The organism is Roseixanthobacter liquoris (assembly GCF_043195135.2).
In the GTDB taxonomy this organism is placed as follows: domain Bacteria; phylum Pseudomonadota; class Alphaproteobacteria; order Rhizobiales; family Xanthobacteraceae; genus NCEH01.
This window is the reverse complement of the sequence record NZ_CM195537.1, coordinates 4,521,571-4,536,797: the sequence shown is the minus strand read 5'-3', so window position 1 is coordinate 4,536,797 and position 15,227 is coordinate 4,521,571. Positions and strand designations below refer to the sequence as shown.

The following is a 15,227-nucleotide window of genomic DNA, read 5'->3' as shown; positions in this document are numbered from 1 at the left end:
ATCCGGAAATCGATTAGCCGCGCCTGAGATCTGAATGTTGTATCTCGAAGACAAATGGAGATAAAAATGGCTGAGAAGACTCTCGAATCCTTGTTCCACGATACCCTCAAGGATATCTATTACGCCGAGCGCAAGATCCTGAAGGCGCTGCCCAAGATGGCGCGCGGCGCGCAGTCGCCGGAACTGAAGGCGGCCTTCGAGAAGCATCGGGACGAGACCGAAGTGCATGTCGAGCGCCTGCAGGAAGTGTTCGAAATCTTCGGCAAGCGCCCCCAGGGAAAGACCTGCCCGGCGATCGAAGGTATCCTCGAGGAGGGCGAGGAGATCCTCGACGAGTACAAGGGGACGCCCGCGCTCGATGCCGGACTGGTCTCCGCGGCCCAAGCGGTCGAGCATTATGAGATCACGCGCTACGGCACGCTCAAGCGCTGGGCCGAGGAACTCGGCTTGAAGAATGCCGCCGCGCTTCTGGCCCAGACCTTGGGCGAAGAGGCGAAGACGGACAAGGCGCTTACCGCGCTTGCGGTCGCCGCCGCCAATCAAAAGGCGAAGGCCGCGTAGCAAGGCCGCACACGGCAGATGGATCTCGCGGACTCGCCGGCGGGGCGGCGGTTCCGCGATGCATCCCGCTCGCCACCTCGACGGTGACGAAGACTCGGGGGTGATAAAGCAGCGTCGCCCAGAGCGCTTTATCTCCCAGAGATGCAGGGCCCTTTCGAGCTAAGCCTTTGCCCTGGGCGCATTTTTAACCGAATCCGCCGGAACCGCGCCGCCCTGGCGTGGTTCTCCGCAGTGAAGCGGCATCTAGCGTGCCGATCATCGTGCGAAGGCCGCCCATGAAAGCTCTCACCTGGCATGGCAAAGGCGATATCCGGTGCGAAAGCGCGCCCGTCCCCCGCAGCGAGGAAGGTCGCGATGCCATTCCGAAAGTGACGGCCATGCAGCGCATATGTGCAATTGACGGCGGATGAGGGCAGCTTCTCGACCGGGCGGATTCCTGGCGCCGCAGGAGGAAGCGAGCAGCCTTGAGCCAGGCGGCAGCGCATGTGTGTCATCGGCGGCCCTGTCGCTGCCGGTGTGTCCGCAGCTTTGATAGCGGTTTGCTTCGGCGCGGCCATTCAGTAAGGTCGCCCTATGACGCTCCCGGCGGAATCTTCATCGTCCCCTTCGGAGGACACTTTGCAGCGAACCGAACAGCAGTTCACTCTGCTGGTGCAGAGCGTGACTGACTACGCCATCTATATGCTCGATCCCGACGGACGGATCGCGAGCTGGAACCGCGGCGCTCAGCGCTTCAAGGGCTACGAGGCCGAAGAGGTCCTCGGGCAGCATGTATCGCTGTTCTACACCGAGGAAGACCGGCGGGCGGACATCGCGCAGCACGCCTTGAGGATCGCCAGCGAAACCGGGCGCTTCGAAAGCGAGGGGCAGCGCGTTCGCAAGGACGGCTCGAAATTCTGGGCCCATGTCGTCATCGATGCCATCCATGACAAGCAGGGAAATCTCCTGGGCTTCGCGAAGATCACCCGGGACATCACCGAGCGACGCGAATCGGAACGTGCGCTCGAGGAGACGAGGCGCGCGCTCTTTCAGGCGCAGAAGATGGAAGCCGTCGGGCAGCTGACCGGCGGCATCGCCCACGATTTCAACAATCTTCTCACCGTCATCCTCGGCGGGCTGGACTCGATCGGACGCCAGCTCCAGTTCCTCGAAGATTCCTCGATCAAAGCGCGGATCACGCGCTCACGGGAAATGGCCCTCACGGGGGCACAGCGCGCGGCCTCCCTTACGAGCCGTCTGCTGGCCTTCTCCAGGCAACAGCCATTGGCTCCCCGAGCGCTGGACGTCAACAAGCTTGTCTCCGGGGTGACCGATCTGCTGCGGCAGACCCTGGGCGAGGCCATCTCGCTGGAGATGGTACTGGGCGGGGGCGTGTGGCCCACGTTCATCGACGGCAATCAGCTTGAAAGCGCCCTGATCAATCTTGCCATCAACGCCCGGGACGCAATGTCCCAAGGCGGCAAACTGACGATCGAAACCGTAAACGCCGACCTTAGCGATGCCTATGTGGCGGCTCTCACCGAGCCGGTCGCCCCGGGCCAATATGTCCTCATCGCGGTGACGGACACGGGTGTGGGCATGGATACTGCCACCCTCGAAAAAGTCTTCGAGCCGTTCTTCACCACAAAGGCCGCGGGCAAGGGGACCGGCCTCGGACTGAGCCAAGTCTATGGCTTCATCCGGCAATCGTCGGGTCATGTGAAACTCTATAGCGAGACCGGCATCGGCACGACCGTGAAGCTCTACCTGCCGCGCTATTTTGGATCGGTCGAGGCGTCATCCGATCATGGAGGGACAGCCGCCGCGCACGCGGTCGGCGCCGAGTGCATCCTCGTCGTGGAGGACGACGACGCCTTGCGCGGCTATGCGACCGAGATGCTGAGGGAGCTTGGCTATCGTGTGCTGGAAGCGGGCAATGGTATTGCGGCCTTGGGCGTCCTGGCACAGCATCCGGAGGTCGATCTGTTGTTCACGGATGTGATCATGCCCGGAGGCATCAATGGCCGGCAGCTCGCGGACCAGGCGCAGGTCCGGCAGCCGGGATTGAAGGTGCTCTTCACGACGGGCTATACGCGCAATGCCATCGTCCATAACGGGCAACTGGATACGGGCGTCGAACTTATCAGCAAGCCCTATTCGTTCGATCAATTGGCGGCCAAGGTCCGACGCTCCCTGGATGCCAAGTGATGCAAATTGCGCCTCGGTTAGTAGACACGCGGAGTCCCGGCGAGCGGCCTGATCTGCTCTAACGTGCAGTGGCGCGGCGCCTTCTTCGCGCGCGGCCGCTATTTTCCGGGCGTGCGCATAGGAAGCCGGCTCCGGTCTTGTCGCTTCAGGACTTATCCCCGCAACGAAACCCTGATCTTCAACACGCAACGCCCCAGGTGCCGCGCAGGGTGCGCGAAACTCCACCTCGGCCGATCAGGAGCTGTGCCGGCCCGGTGCTGCTGTCGCTTGCGGGGTTGTGCTGGATGCGCCCCGTGCGCCGAAGCTTCAGGCTGATCCCATTGCAAACGGCGGCTTCCCTTGCATCCATGAACGCATCGGCATTCGCGATGTGGCAGACATGAAGTCCCGAAGGCGTGCGCAACATCAGCTCCCCGTCGATCAGTTGCACATAATCCTTGGGAGGGACGCTAAACAGAAACATGCAGCCGCTCTGCTTTGAACTCGTCTCGTCATCTTCGGAAAGCGGGACGAGATTCAGGGCATCTTGCGGCGGCGGGCTCGAAGTGCTTTGAGCGGGCGCCGTCTCTCCGGCACGGGCACCGCGCCCCACGGTAAGCGCGACCGCTGAAATCGACGGAACAAGCACGGCGAGGGCGGCGAGAACACGCAATCCATTCATCAACGCGGCTCCTGAGCGGGCAGGCGGCTTAACGCTGCGGCCGGACGCGAACGGGGTCGCGGCAGGTTTGAATCCGGATTTCAACCGGCAGCTACGGGCCCCTTGAGGCTCGACGCCACCCGACTTGCCACCCCGCAGAACCTGAACCTTCCCGTCCTGCGGGACGGCGAGCCGGCGTCAATCGCCCCGCCGCCGCCGGTGACGGCGACCCCTCATTCTCTTCGCGACGAAGAACCGCCACCGCAAGGCGAAGCGGCAGGATCTGCCCGGCCCCGGAGGGGCCTCAGGCGGCTTCCATCTTCTCCAGCTCGGTGATCATGCTCTCGATCAGCGACAGCCCGGTCTGCCAGAAGGCCGGGTCGCGCGCATCGAGGCCGAACGGGGCCAGAAGCTCGGCATGATGCTTCGTGCCGCCGGCCGCGAGCATGGCGAGATAGCGCTCGGCGAACCCGTCCGCCGCCGTCTCATAGACCGCATAAAGCGAGTTCACGAGGCAATCGCCGAACGCATAGGCATAGACATAGAAGGGCGAATGGATGAAGTGCGGGATGTAGGTCCAGAAGGTCTCGTACCCGGCGCTGAGATGGATCGCCGGGCCGAGGCTCTCGGTCTGCACCTGCATCCAGATTTCGCCGATGCGCTCGGCGGTCAGCTCGCCCTGGCGCCGCTCGGTGTGGACGTGCCGCTCGAAGGTGTAGAAGGCGGTCTGGCGGACCACGGTGTTGATCATGTCCTCCACCTTCTGCGCCAGCATCACCTTGCGCGCCTGCGGCGTCTCGGCCTGAGCGAGCAGGCGGCGGAAGGTCAGCATCTCGCCGAACACCGAGGCGGTCTCCGCCAGCGTCAGCGGGGTGGGCGCCATCAGCGCGCCCTGACGGCCGGCCAGCACCTGATGCACGCCATGGCCCAGCTCATGGGCGAGCGTCATCACGTCGCGCGGCTTGCCCTGGTAGTTCAGCAGCACATAAGGGTGCGCGGACGGTACCGTGGGGTGAGCGAAGGCGCCCGGCGACTTGCCGGGGCGCACCGGCGCGTCGATCCAGTTCTTCTCGAAGAAGGTGCCGGCGATGTCCGCCATCTTGGGCGAGAAGGCCTTGTAGGCACCGAGCACGGTCTCGCGCGCCTCGCCCCAGCCGATGTCGCGGGTGGCGACGCGGGGCAGGGGCGCATTGCGATCCCAGAATTCCAGCGCGTCCTTGCCGAACCACTTGGCCTTCAAGGCATAATAGCGGTGCGAGAGGCGCGGATAGCTCGCCCCGATGGCCGCCACCATGGCGTCCACCACCTCGTTCTCCACCCGGTTCGCCAGATGGCGGGAGGCGGCGACATCGGTGAAGCCGCGCCAGCGGTCGGAGATTTCCTTGTCCTTGGCGAGCGTGTTGGTGATGAGGGTGAACAGGCGCACATTCTTGCCGAACGTGTCGGCGAGCGCGAGCCCGGCCGCCTTGCGGACGCTCTCCTGCGGATCCTGCATCAGGTTCAGCGTCGGCTCGATGGCCAGTTCCTGTCCGTTCACCGTGAACCGCAGGGCGGACATGGTCTCGTCGAACAGCCGGCTCCAGGCGCCGCGCGAGGGGTTCGACTTCTCGTGGAACAGCTGCTCGATGCGATCTTCCAACTGATAGGGCTTGTCGGCGCGCAGATCCTCGATCCACGGCCGGTAATGGCCGAGCGCGGGCACCGCCATCGCCGCTTCCAGCGCGGCATCGTCCAGCCGGTTCAGCTCCAGCGTGAAGAACAGCAGATGGGTGGAGGCGTCGGTGAGGCGCTCCTGGATGTCGCCGTAGAATTTGGCGCGCCCCGGGTCCGAGGTGTCGCCGGCATAGACCAGGCTGCCGTAGGAGGCGATGCGGCCCAGCAGGTCGTCGATCGCCTCATAGCGCTTCACCGCCCCGGCGAGAGCCTCGCCGCCGTCCGGCAGGGACAGCAGATGGGCGAGCTTGCCCTTATAGGCATCCTCGAACGCCTTGCATTCGAGGTCGGCCTTTTCCAGGTCCGCCTTCAGCTCGGGCGCGTCCATGGCGGAATAGAGGTCGGAGAGGTTCCATTCGGGCAGAGCCTCCGCGCCGGCGGCGGCTGCGGTGGCTTCGGATGCGAATGTCACGGAACCGGGCATGAGACCTCCAGGAAAGGGAAAAGGGCCGAACGCTCTTCTGCTCCGCCCGTCATAGCGCGCGGGGCCTGCCCCCTCAACGGCCGCGTGGGCGGATTGATCCCGGCCGTCCATATGGGGAAGGTTACATCCGTCTTAACCATCTTGGCCGAAGCTTGGCGAATCAGCCGCATCGGATTGCCATGACCACTCGCATCCTCTTGGTGGAAGACGATCTTCTCGAACGCCGCCGGCTCGAATCGAGCCTGGCCCATCTCGGTTACGACTGCGTCGGCGTCGGCGACGGCGATGCCGCACTGGCGCGGCTTGCCGTGGAGGCGTTCGACTGCGTGCTGCTCGATCTGGTGCTGCCGGGCCTCGACGGGCTGGGCGTGCTCGGCGTGCTGCGCGCACGCGGCTGCCCGGTGCCGGTGGTGGCTTGCGTCACCCCCTCGGGCCTCGATGCGGTGGCGTCGGCGATCCGCCTCGGGGCCCGCGATTTCGTGGTGAAGCCGGTGGGGGCGCTGCGGCTGAAGGTGGCGATCACCAATGCGGTCGCTCTGGCCGGCCTGGTGCACGCGGAGGCGCAGGCGCGCGCGGACCGACACAATGTCGTGACGCTCGCCCCCCTTCCGGACCAGGACGACCCAGCGGAAGAGCCGGCTCCGCGCATGTCGCTGATCGACCCGCAGGGCCATGTGCGCGCGCTGGTGCAGATCGAGGAAGAGGCGATCCGCGCCGCCGTCGCCCTTTATGGCGGGCGGATGAGCGAGGTCGCCCGGCGGCTCGGCATCGGCCGCTCGACGCTCTATCGTCGTCTCAACGCGCTCGGTCTGGCTGTGACGGAACCATACCGTCCGCTGGCGGTTGCCGCCGAGTAGCAAACGTGGAAAAAGCCGTCACGCCAACGCTTGTGAGTTGATGCGCGGCGGCACTCAGGCAAGCTTCCGGTGCAAGGAAGGTTGGCGTCGGCAAGGATTTGGAGAGGCCTATGGCCCGTCAAGACAAGAAGGCATTCGCCACGGCCGCCATCCTCGCCTGCGCGCTGATCGCGGGCGCGCCTGCCGGCATTGCGGAAAGCCCGGTGATGGGCGATGCCGGCATGGGCACCGCCACCGGTCCGGCCTCGGCGCCGCCCGCGCCCTTGGCGGGCGATGCCGCCCCCAGTCACCTTTATGGACAGGCGCCCGCGCCCGGCGATGCCAGCCCGGAACCGCGCCAGGCGGTGCCGCTCGCGGCGGAAACCGCGCCGCAGCAGCCCTCCCAGGCGAGTGCCGTGGTGCGCTCCGTCCCCGCGAACGGGGTGGAGGGGGTGCTTCAGGCGATCCGGCCCGCTTCCGCGGAGGCGCCCACATCCGCGCCTGCCGTTTCGCCCGATCCGGCGGCCGCCGCTGCTGCGATGCCCGTGCGCGAAAAGATGCCCCCGCGCGACGAAACCCCCGCGCAGGCGGGTTCGGAAGATGCGCAGGCCGCCATCGACCGCATGGCGCAGCCCGCGAACGAGGAATTGACCGCTCCGCCCGCGACGCTCGCGCCGCCGACCCGCGACGCGGCGGTGCCGCCATCTGCGTCCGAGGGCTCCGCGCCCGCCGCCACCGTTCAGGCCCCCGGCTCCGTTCCCCCGGCGGCGGCCGCCCAGGCGAGCCCGCCGGTGGACACGACTCCGTCGGAGGCCACCACCCCGGCGCCCGCAGCACCGGTGCAGGCGCAGACCCCGCCGGCCGCGCCCACCCGCACGGCGGCGCCCTCGGTCGTTCCGGCCGCACCCGCTGCTCCTGCGAGCGCCGCTGCGGCCGATCCGCTCGCCCCCATCGCCGAGCAGATCGGCAAGCTGCTGGCGGTGCCCGGCGCCGACGCGCTGGTGGGTTCGGCCAAGGAGCAGGAAGCGCTTCTGAGCTTCTACAAGGCACGTATGGACGCGCCGGTGTTCGTGGACGCTTCCGGCTTCAACGCGCGCGGCAAGGCCGTGCTCGCCCGCTTCGCCGCCGCTGCCGAGGACGGCCTTGAGCCGAGCGATTATGCGCGCCCACGCCTCTCTCCCGGCGCCGACCCCCTCACGCTGGCACGGGCCGAGCTCAAGCTCGCCGCGACGGCGCTGCTCTATGCACGGCATGCCCAGGCGGGCCGGTTCGACCCGAGCCGGATTTCGGAGCTGATCGTTCCGACCCGCAGCTTCCCGGACGCGCTGGAGGTCCTGTCCAACCTCAGCACCACGTCGGACGCGAGCGCGGCGCTTCAGGCATACAATCCGCCGCACGAAGGCTATCGCGCCCTCAAGGCGCAGCTTGCCTCCAGCCGCTCGGCCCCGGCTTCCGCGCCGGCGGTGCGCATTCCGCCGGGCCCGACCTTGCGGCCCGGTGATGTGGATGCGCGCGTTCCCGCCCTGCGGGCCCGTCTCGGCCTGCGCGGCGGCGTCAACGACCGGCTATACGACGGCGACCTGGCGGATGCGGTGAAGATGTTCCAGGCCAGCAACGGCCTCGATCCCGACGGTGTCGTCGGCGCCAGCACCGTTTCCGCCTTCAATGTGGCGGCCAGCGCCCATGGCGTGGATCGCACCGCCGACATCATCGCCAATATGGAGCGCTGGCGCTGGCTGCTGCGCGACATCGGCGCGACGCGCGTGATGGTCAACATTCCCGAATTCGTCGTGCGCATCTATGACAACGACCGGGAGGTCCACGAGACCCGCGTCGTCGTGGGCAAGCCGGAAACCCCGACGCCCTTGCTGAGCCACGACATGGAATATGTCGTGCTCAATCCCTATTGGAACATCCCGCCGAGCATCGCCCGCAAGGAGATGCTGCCCAAGCTCCAGGCCGACCCCTATTTCCTCGCCCGCCAGGGCATGGAGGTGGTGCGCAACGGCCGGGTGGTGGACCCGGGCACGGTGAACTGGAATGCCGGCCTCGGCGGCACGTCCTTCCGCCAGCCCCCGGGCGAGCGCAATGCCCTGGGCCGCATCAAGTTCATGTTCCCGAACAACCAGTCGGTCTATCTGCACGACACGCCCTCGAAGGCCCTGTTCGCCCGGGACAAGCGGGCCTTCTCCCATGGCTGCATCCGCGTGCAGGAGCCGCTGAAGTTCGGCGAGGTCATCTTCAACCTCGGCCTCGGCTCCACCGAATGGACCGATGCGAAGATCGGCAAGATGCTGGGTGGGGCGGAGCGCTACATCAACCTGAAGCACCATATTCCGGTGCATCTGGTGTATTTCACGGCCTTCGTGGAGAACGGCCGGCTGCAAGTGCGCGAAGACGTCTACGGCATCAACGAAAAGGTCAAAGCCCAGCTCGGCCTCGCCGGTGGCCAAACCATGGCGGCGGGGCGGCCCCAGTCGGCCGCCCGCTGAAGGGCACGGCCAAGTTCCTGATTATGGCTCGCTTCAAGCTTGCATGTGGCATTCTTGCCACATGGAACCAGCACGTTTTTGCCATACTCGCCCGTTAGTCACGCTGCTGTGACCTTGCGAACCGGTTGATAAACCGGGCAAGCTGGGGTGGGGGCGAGGGGCGTCAACGTGCCCTTAACCGAACCCGATAAGACTCTGTTGAGCTTCGCGCCGCGCGACCAACCGGTTGCGCGACTGAGATGAATCTGAGCCTCGGGTTCGAGCCTTTGCAAAAGACATTCCGTTCCGTATCGCAGATCGTCTCCCGCGCCTTCACGGCGAAGGGGGTGCGCTCTCTGGCGATCGCCGTCGCCATCGTCGCCGGTGGCGCCACGTCTCTCCAGAATGCGGTCGCCAACGGCGACACCCGCACCCTCTACATCGAGAACATGCATACGGGCGAAAAGGGCGCGTTCACCTTCAAGAAGGAAGGCCGCTACGATCCCGAGGTGCTCAAGAAGCTGAGTTGGCTCCTGCGCGACTGGCGCAAGGAAGAGCCCATCGACATGGACCCCCAGCTGTTCGACCTGATCTGGGAAGTCTATCGCGACGTGGACGCCAAGGAGAGCATCCATGTGGTGTGCGGCTATCGCTCGCCGGCGACCAACGCCATGCTGCGCGCCCGCAGCAAGGGCGTGGCCCAGCAGAGCCAGCACACCCGCGGCAAGGCGATGGATTTCTATATCCCCGGCGTCAATCTCGCCGATCTGCGCGCCGCCGGCCTGCGGCTGCAACGCGGCGGCGTCGGCTTCTATCCCACCTCCGGTTCGCCGTTCGTGCACATGGATACCGGCGGGGTGCGCATGTGGCCGCGCATGACCCACGACCAGCTGGTGAAGGTGTTCCCCGACGGCAAGACCGTGCATATCCCCGCCGATGGCAAGCCGCTCGCCAATTACAACGCGGCCGTGGCCGAGCTCGAGGCGCGGGGCGGCCGGGCGGATACGCAGGTCGCTTCCAACGATTCCGGCAAGGGCATCAAGACCTTCTTCGCCTCGCTGTTCGGCCGGAAGGGCAGCGACGACGAAGGCGCGGACGAGGCGCCGGTGCGCGCCCGGGTCGCGACCGCGAAGACGTCGCCGGTCGCCGACAGCGAAGCCGATACCGATACCCCCGCCGCCCGCGCGGCGGCGCCGGCGAGCCGGGTCGCGGTCGCAGCCGCGCCGGTTCCCGTCGCGCGGCCGGCGGAAATCGCCGCCGCTCTTGCGACGGCGCAGCAGACCGCCCAGGCCACCATGGCGCCGCTCCCGCTCAAGCGGCCCAACGCGCCCGCCCCGCAGCCGCCGGTGCAGACCGCCGCGCTCGGCCCCGTGCCGCTGCCCGCCGTCATCACCCGCGGCACCGAGGCACCGCCCCCGGCCGTGCTCGGCTATGCCTCGGCCGCCGACCCGGTGGGCGGCATGCCGCAGAATCTCGTGATGTCGGCAGGGCCCCAGCCGAGACTGCGGGAGAAGACCAAGGCCGCCGAAATTCCCTTCGGCCGCATGTTCCTGGCGCCGAGCCTGACCGCGGAACCCTATCTGCGGGCCCCCGAAATGCGGGTCTTCACCGCCTTCCTCACCGCGCCGCGCGAAGTGGTGGCAATGGGCTTTTCCTATGACGCGACCGGCGGGCTTTCCACCCAGCGCTTTTCCGGCCCCGCCATCGCCTCGCTGCCCACCTATATGTTCGCTTCCGCCAACGTGCGCCTGACCCAGCGCCTGCCCTGAGAACGGCTTGTCCTGAGCACGCTTCGCCCTGGGCGCGGCGTGGCCTGGGCGCGGCGTGCTCCGGGCGCGGCGTGCTCAGGGCGCGGCGCCGGGCCGGCGGGCGTGTGGCCGCCTCAGCCGGCGGCGCGGGCGCGACGGCGCGCGGGCTCGGCCTTTTCCTTGGCCGGCGCGGGTGCCTCGGCTTCGCCCTCGGGCGCGCCGGCGGGCAGGTTGCGGAATTTGGCCGTGCGCAGGATGTGGGTGCGCATCACATGGGCCGCCCGCTCCGCATCGCGCGATTCCAGGGCGGCGAGCAAATCGCGGATTTCCCCGAGCGCGCTGGTCGGGCGCGGCGAGCCGACGCTGGTGCGTTGAATCCAATGCACCTTGTCCAGCAGGTTCACGAGGATGCCGTGGATCAGCCCATTTCCGGCGGCGCTATAGATGGCCCGGTGGGTTTGCAGGTCGAGGGCGAAATATTCCTCGACGCGCCCTTCGGCGATTTCCGTGCCGAACGCCTCGAAGGCGCGCCGCAGCTTGGCCAGCTCCTCCTGCGACATGCGCTCGGCCGCAAGGCCGGCGACCGCCGGCTCCAGGATCAGGCGCAGTTCGAACACCTCGTTCATCTCGGCGTCGGTGAGGCCTTTCACATAGGTGCCGCTTTGCGGCGACACCGCGATCCACCCCTCGCCCTGGAGGCGGGCGAGGGCGGTGCGGATGGGCGAGCGCCCGACCCCGAGTTCCGCCGCCAGCCGCACCTCGCTGAGCTTTTCGCCGGGCGCGAACCGGCGATCCATGATGCGCGCCTTGATCTCCCGATAGGATGCGGCGGCCCGCCCGATATCTGCGGCGGCGAGGGGACTTTCGATCATTGGAGGCATCGGGCTTTCAATCGGAACCGGCGGATTTTGGTATAATCACGCAATCGAGTGCACTGCAACCCAAGCCGGCTGCGAATACAGCCAGGGGATTGATCTCGACCTCGGAAATTTCCCCGGAGAAGTCTGCGAGAAAAGTCGAAAGCGCACTGATGATCTGCGCGACCGCCAGTTTATCTGCCGGTTGCTTGCCGCGCCAACCGTCCAGCAGGCGCGAGACTTGGGTGGTGCAAAGGGCGTCCAGCGCCCGCTCCGGCGTGATGGGCGCGAGGCGCACCGCCACATCCTTGTAGAGTTCCACCTCGACGCCCCCGGCGCCCATGACGATCAGCGGGCCGAAATCGGGATCCGTGCGCCCGCCGATGAACAATTCGGCGATGGGGGCGGCCTGTTCCTGAACCAGCAAGCCGAGCACCGCCCCGGTTTTCACGGCCGCCGCGGCCTCCAGCATGCGTTCGGCGGCGGCGCGGACGTCCTCGGGCGTCTTCAGCCCCACCTTCACCAGACCGGCATCGGACTTGTGGACGAGATTCTCCACCAGGCCCTTCAGCACCACGGGATAGCCGAGCGCCTGCGCCGCCTCCACCGCTTCCGCGGCGGTCGCGACCTGCATCTCGCGTGGGCCGGCGATGCCATAGGCCGCCAGCACCTCCTTCGCCTCGCGCTCGGTGGCAAGGCGGGTAGACGGAATTTCGCCCATCCGCGCCCGCGCCAAAGGGGCGTGTGCGGAAGCGCCGTCGGTGCGAACCGGCGCCTGTGCCGCCGCCCAGCGGCCATAGCGCGAGAGCGCCATCATGCCGGCGCGGGTGCCGCGCAGATAGGGCACGCCGAGCGCGGTGGCGGCGGCGTTCAGCTCCACATGCGGCTGGTCGGAGAGATTGGACAGCGCCACCAGGGGCTTGCCGCTGTCCTGCGCGCCCGCGGCCACCGATTTCAGCAGCGCCGAATAGCGCGCCGCCTGCTGGGCGCCGAGCCCGAACGGCGCGTCCTGCAACAGCACCAGCAGCCCCACGTCGTCCTGAGCGGTGATCGCCCGTGCGCAGCCGCGCGCCACCTCGGGATCGTACAATCCGGCCCAGGTGAGATCGAGCGGATTGCCGATATGGGCATAATCCGGCAGCAGGCGCGTGAGTTCTTCCGCCGTGGACGGGGCGATGGGGGCAAATTCAAAGCCCACCTCTTCCGCCATGTCGAGCGCGAGCGCGATTTCCCCGCCCGAGAGCGAGAGCGCCGCCGCCTTGCGCCCTTTGGGCACCTCGGCCAACTGCGAGACCAGGAGCGCGGTCTCGATCAGTTCGTCGAGCGAGAACACCTGGATCGCGCCGGCATCCGCGAGGGCGGCATCGCAGGCTTCGACGCTGCCGGCGACCGCGCCGGTATGGGCCTTCACCGCTTCCTGCCCCTTGGCCGAGCGGCCGCTCTTCAGCACGATGACCGGCTTGCCCTTCGCCCGCGCGCGCCGCAGCGCCGCGATGAAATGCTGGGGCTTCTTGATCTGCTCGGCGAACACCACGATGGTCGTCACCGCCGGGTCGTCGAGGAATGCCTCGATATAATCGGCGGCGGTGGTCACGGCCTCGTTGCCGGAGGTCACCACATAGCTGAAGCCGAGGCCGCGCGCGGAATTCAGCAGGGCGATGCCCACGGAGCCGCTCTGCAGCACCGCCGCGATGCCGCCGCGCGCGATCCGGTCCGGCAGCGAGGTGCCGAACAGCGCGGTCTTGCCGGCGAAATTCAGCAGGCCGAGGCAATTGGGGCCGCACACCGCGAGATCGTGGGCCCGCGCGATTTCCACCAGTTCCGCCTGCGCGGCGATGCCTTCCGGCCCGGTCTCGCCGAACCCGCTGGAGAGGATGACGAGGGCGCCCGCGCCCTTCGCCACCGCCTCGCGGGCAACGCCGGCCACCGCATCCGCCCCCACCGCCACGAACACCGCATCCACCGTGCCGGGGATATCGGCAAGGCTGGCATGGGCCTTCTGGCCGAGCAGGTCCGCCCGGCGCGGGTTCACCAGATGGACCTGCCCTTCAAATCCCACATGCTGAAGGGCATTCCAGGCGTTCAGCCCCGGCCCCACCTTGTCGGACGCGCCGACAATGGCGATGGAGCGCGGCCGCAGCAGGCTCTCGATACCCATCAAATCCTCGCAAAGACCGGCTCGCGCTTCTCGGTGAAGGCTTTGGGGCCTTCGTGGGCGTCCGGGTGGGAGAACACCTGCTGGCAGATTTCTTCCTCGAACTGCGCCATGGCGTTCCAGCCTTCGCGCATGTTGAAGGCGATCGCCGCGCGGGTGGCGCGAATGGCGTTGGGGGAAGCCTTGGAGATGCGCCGCGCGATCGCGGTGGCTTCCTCCATCAGCTTGTCGCGCGGCACCACCTTGGTGATGAGCCCGAGGTCCTGCGCGGTCTTGGCATCGAAATTCTCGCCGATCAGCAGGATGTCGAGCGCGCGGTTGCGGCCGACCAGGCGCGGCAGGCGGGTGAGGCCCATGCCCCAGCTCGGCACCATGCCGATATAGGCATCGCCGGCGCGGAAGATGGCGTTGTCCGCCGCGATGCGGATGTCGCAGACCCAGCCGATGGCGGTGCCGCCGCCGATGCAATAGCCGTGGATGGCGCTGACCACGGGCACGAAATAGCCCTCCAGCCGGTTCAGCGTGCGGCGGCCCAATTCGCGGAACGCCTTGGCCGCTTCCGGTCCGCCGAAATCGCGCTCCTGCCTCAGGTCGCCGCCGGCGCTGAAGGCCTTTTCGCCGGTGCCGGTGAGAATGACGCAGCGCGCCTCGCCTTCGGCTTCCACGGTGTCGAGCGCCGCGATCAGCGCTTCCAGCACGGCGGAGGACAGGGCGTTCACCGGCGGGTTGTTGAGGGTGAGCGTGACGACATGGCCGTCGCGCGCGATCTTCACGAGGGGATCGCTCATGGACTTTCTCCGATCTTGTTTTCTGTTCTGAGATTTAATGGTCGTTGGCCTGGAGGCCCTTGGGCTTGCCCCAGAACACCAGCCGCACATGGAAGAAGCGCACCATGGCGTGCAGCGCGATGCCGAGCAGGGCCAGCACCACCAGCACCGCGAACATGCCGGACACGTCCATGTTGTAGTTGAGCTGCATCAGCAGATTGCCGAGCCCCCGGTCGGCGCCGATGAATTCGCCCACCAGCGCGCCGGTGATGGAAAAGACGATGGCAACGTTCAGTCCGGCAAAGATGAAGGGCAGTGAATTGGGGAACACCACCATGTGGAATTCCTGCCAGCGCGAGGCGACCAGCGAGCGCATCAGGTCGATCTTCTCAGCCTCGATGGTCGAGAAGCCGATGATAGCGTTGATGAGCACCGGGAAGAAGGAGATGATCGCGGCGATGGCGATCTTGGATTCGATCCCAATGCCCACCCACACCACGATGAGCGGGGCGAGCGCCACCTTCGGCAGGGCCTGGAAGCCGACGAGATAAGGCATCAGCGCGCGCTCGATCAGCTCCGAGCGGGTGACGAGGAAGGCGCACGCCACCGCCGCCGCGGAGCCGATGAGAAAGCCGGAGAGCGCCTCGAACAAGGTGACGAGGGTCGCCCCCACCAGCAGCCCGCGATCGAAGATGATCCAGAGCGCCCGCAGCACGGAGGACGGCGGCGGAATGAGAAGGGCGGACACGCCGAACAGGCGGGGCAGCGCTTCCCAGAGGCCGAAGATGATGATGCCCGCGACCAGCGGCGGGCCATAGCGATGGAGGATCTGCTTGAGGCGCGAATTCATGGCGTTTGCTTTCCGATG

At 67.2% G+C, this 15,227-nt stretch carries 11 protein-coding genes and 1 pseudogene; 6 read left to right on the top strand and 6 right to left on the bottom strand.

Going from position 1 to position 15,227, the window contains the following annotated elements; genetic code table 11:
* Positions 1–66 precede the first annotated feature (66 nt).
* From V5F84_RS20415 to V5F84_RS20405, 3 genes and pseudogenes are all read left to right on the top strand, one after another.
* A complete protein-coding gene (locus tag V5F84_RS20415) occupies positions 67–561 on the top strand; it encodes a YciE/YciF ferroxidase family protein (protein ID WP_394041894.1) in 495 nt (164 codons plus the stop codon).
* 275 nt (positions 562–836) lie between these two features.
* Positions 837–965: pseudogene (locus V5F84_RS20410) on the top strand (alcohol dehydrogenase catalytic domain-containing protein); the annotation flags it as partial.
* A gap of 214 nt (positions 966–1,179) precedes the next feature.
* On the top strand, positions 1,180–2,748 hold the full coding sequence (locus V5F84_RS20405) for a PAS domain S-box protein (protein WP_394041895.1): 1,569 nt from the start codon (positions 1,180–1,182) through the stop codon (positions 2,746–2,748).
* Positions 2,749–2,926: 178 nt separating this feature from the next.
* Here V5F84_RS20405 and V5F84_RS20400 read toward each other — a convergent pair whose 3' ends face one another.
* Together V5F84_RS20400 and V5F84_RS20395 are read right to left on the bottom strand one after the other, a co-directional pair.
* On the bottom strand, positions 2,927–3,409 hold the full coding sequence (locus V5F84_RS20400) for a hypothetical protein (protein ID WP_394041896.1): 483 nt from the start codon (positions 3,407–3,409) through the stop codon (positions 2,927–2,929).
* Positions 3,410–3,692: 283 nt separating this feature from the next.
* Positions 3,693–5,525, bottom strand: a complete 1,833-nt coding sequence (locus V5F84_RS20395; protein WP_394041897.1) for a M3 family oligoendopeptidase — start codon at positions 5,523–5,525, stop codon at positions 3,693–3,695.
* 179 nt (positions 5,526–5,704) lie between these two features.
* On the opposite strand from V5F84_RS20395, the gene V5F84_RS20390 reads away from it, so the two are divergent.
* From V5F84_RS20390 to mepK, 3 genes are all read left to right on the top strand, one after another.
* Positions 5,705–6,382: a response regulator gene (locus V5F84_RS20390; RefSeq protein ID WP_394041898.1), complete on the top strand. Its 678-nt coding sequence runs from the start codon at positions 5,705–5,707 to the stop codon at positions 6,380–6,382.
* A 110-nt stretch (positions 6,383–6,492) separates the two neighbouring features.
* Positions 6,493–8,853, top strand: a complete 2,361-nt coding sequence (locus tag V5F84_RS20385; protein ID WP_394041899.1) for a L,D-transpeptidase scaffold domain-containing protein — start codon at positions 6,493–6,495, stop codon at positions 8,851–8,853.
* A gap of 239 nt (positions 8,854–9,092) precedes the next feature.
* Positions 9,093–10,601 carry a peptidoglycan L,D-endopeptidase MepK gene (gene mepK, locus V5F84_RS20380; RefSeq protein ID WP_394041900.1) on the top strand — a complete coding sequence of 503 codons (1,509 nt, stop codon included), beginning with the start codon at positions 9,093–9,095 and terminating at the stop codon, positions 10,599–10,601.
* A 113-nt stretch (positions 10,602–10,714) separates the two neighbouring features.
* On the opposite strand, the gene V5F84_RS20375 is transcribed toward mepK, so the two are convergent.
* Genes V5F84_RS20375 through V5F84_RS20360 form a run of 4 tightly spaced genes read right to left on the bottom strand, consistent with a single transcriptional unit; the run spans position 10,715 to position 15,209 of the window.
* A complete protein-coding gene (locus tag V5F84_RS20375) occupies positions 10,715–11,452 on the bottom strand; it encodes a GntR family transcriptional regulator (protein ID WP_394041901.1) in 738 nt (245 codons plus the stop codon).
* Between the two features lie 16 nt (positions 11,453–11,468).
* Positions 11,469–13,595: an acetate--CoA ligase family protein gene (locus V5F84_RS20370; protein WP_394041902.1), complete on the bottom strand. Its 2,127-nt coding sequence runs from the start codon at positions 13,593–13,595 to the stop codon at positions 11,469–11,471.
* On the bottom strand, positions 13,595–14,380 hold the full coding sequence (locus V5F84_RS20365; protein WP_394041903.1) for an enoyl-CoA hydratase/isomerase family protein: 786 nt from the start codon (positions 14,378–14,380) through the stop codon (positions 13,595–13,597). Before V5F84_RS20365 ends, V5F84_RS20370 begins: the two co-directional genes overlap by 1 nt.
* A gap of 34 nt (positions 14,381–14,414) precedes the next feature.
* Positions 14,415–15,209, bottom strand: a complete 795-nt coding sequence (locus V5F84_RS20360) for an ABC transporter permease (RefSeq protein WP_394041904.1) — start codon at positions 15,207–15,209, stop codon at positions 14,415–14,417.
* Positions 15,210–15,227 lie beyond the last annotated feature (18 nt).

Coding starts and splice junctions, on each gene's coding strand:
- V5F84_RS20415 (WP_394041894.1), top strand. CDS start 67: ATGGCTGAGAAGACTCTCGAATCCTTGTTCCACGATACCCTCAAGGAT.
- V5F84_RS20365 (WP_394041903.1), bottom strand. CDS start 14,380: ATGAGCGATCCCCTCGTGAAGATCGCGCGCGACGGCCATGTCGTCACG.
- V5F84_RS20360 (WP_394041904.1), bottom strand. CDS start 15,209: ATGAATTCGCGCCTCAAGCAGATCCTCCATCGCTATGGCCCGCCGCTG.
- V5F84_RS20390 (WP_394041898.1), top strand. CDS start 5,705: ATGACCACTCGCATCCTCTTGGTGGAAGACGATCTTCTCGAACGCCGC.
- V5F84_RS20375 (WP_394041901.1), bottom strand. CDS start 11,452: ATGATCGAAAGTCCCCTCGCCGCCGCAGATATCGGGCGGGCCGCCGCA.
- V5F84_RS20400 (WP_394041896.1), bottom strand. CDS start 3,409: ATGAATGGATTGCGTGTTCTCGCCGCCCTCGCCGTGCTTGTTCCGTCG.
- V5F84_RS20395 (WP_394041897.1), bottom strand. CDS start 5,525: ATGCCCGGTTCCGTGACATTCGCATCCGAAGCCACCGCAGCCGCCGCC.
- mepK (WP_394041900.1), top strand. CDS start 9,093: ATGAATCTGAGCCTCGGGTTCGAGCCTTTGCAAAAGACATTCCGTTCC.
- V5F84_RS20385 (WP_394041899.1), top strand. CDS start 6,493: ATGGCCCGTCAAGACAAGAAGGCATTCGCCACGGCCGCCATCCTCGCC.
- V5F84_RS20370 (WP_394041902.1), bottom strand. CDS start 13,595: ATGGGTATCGAGAGCCTGCTGCGGCCGCGCTCCATCGCCATTGTCGGC.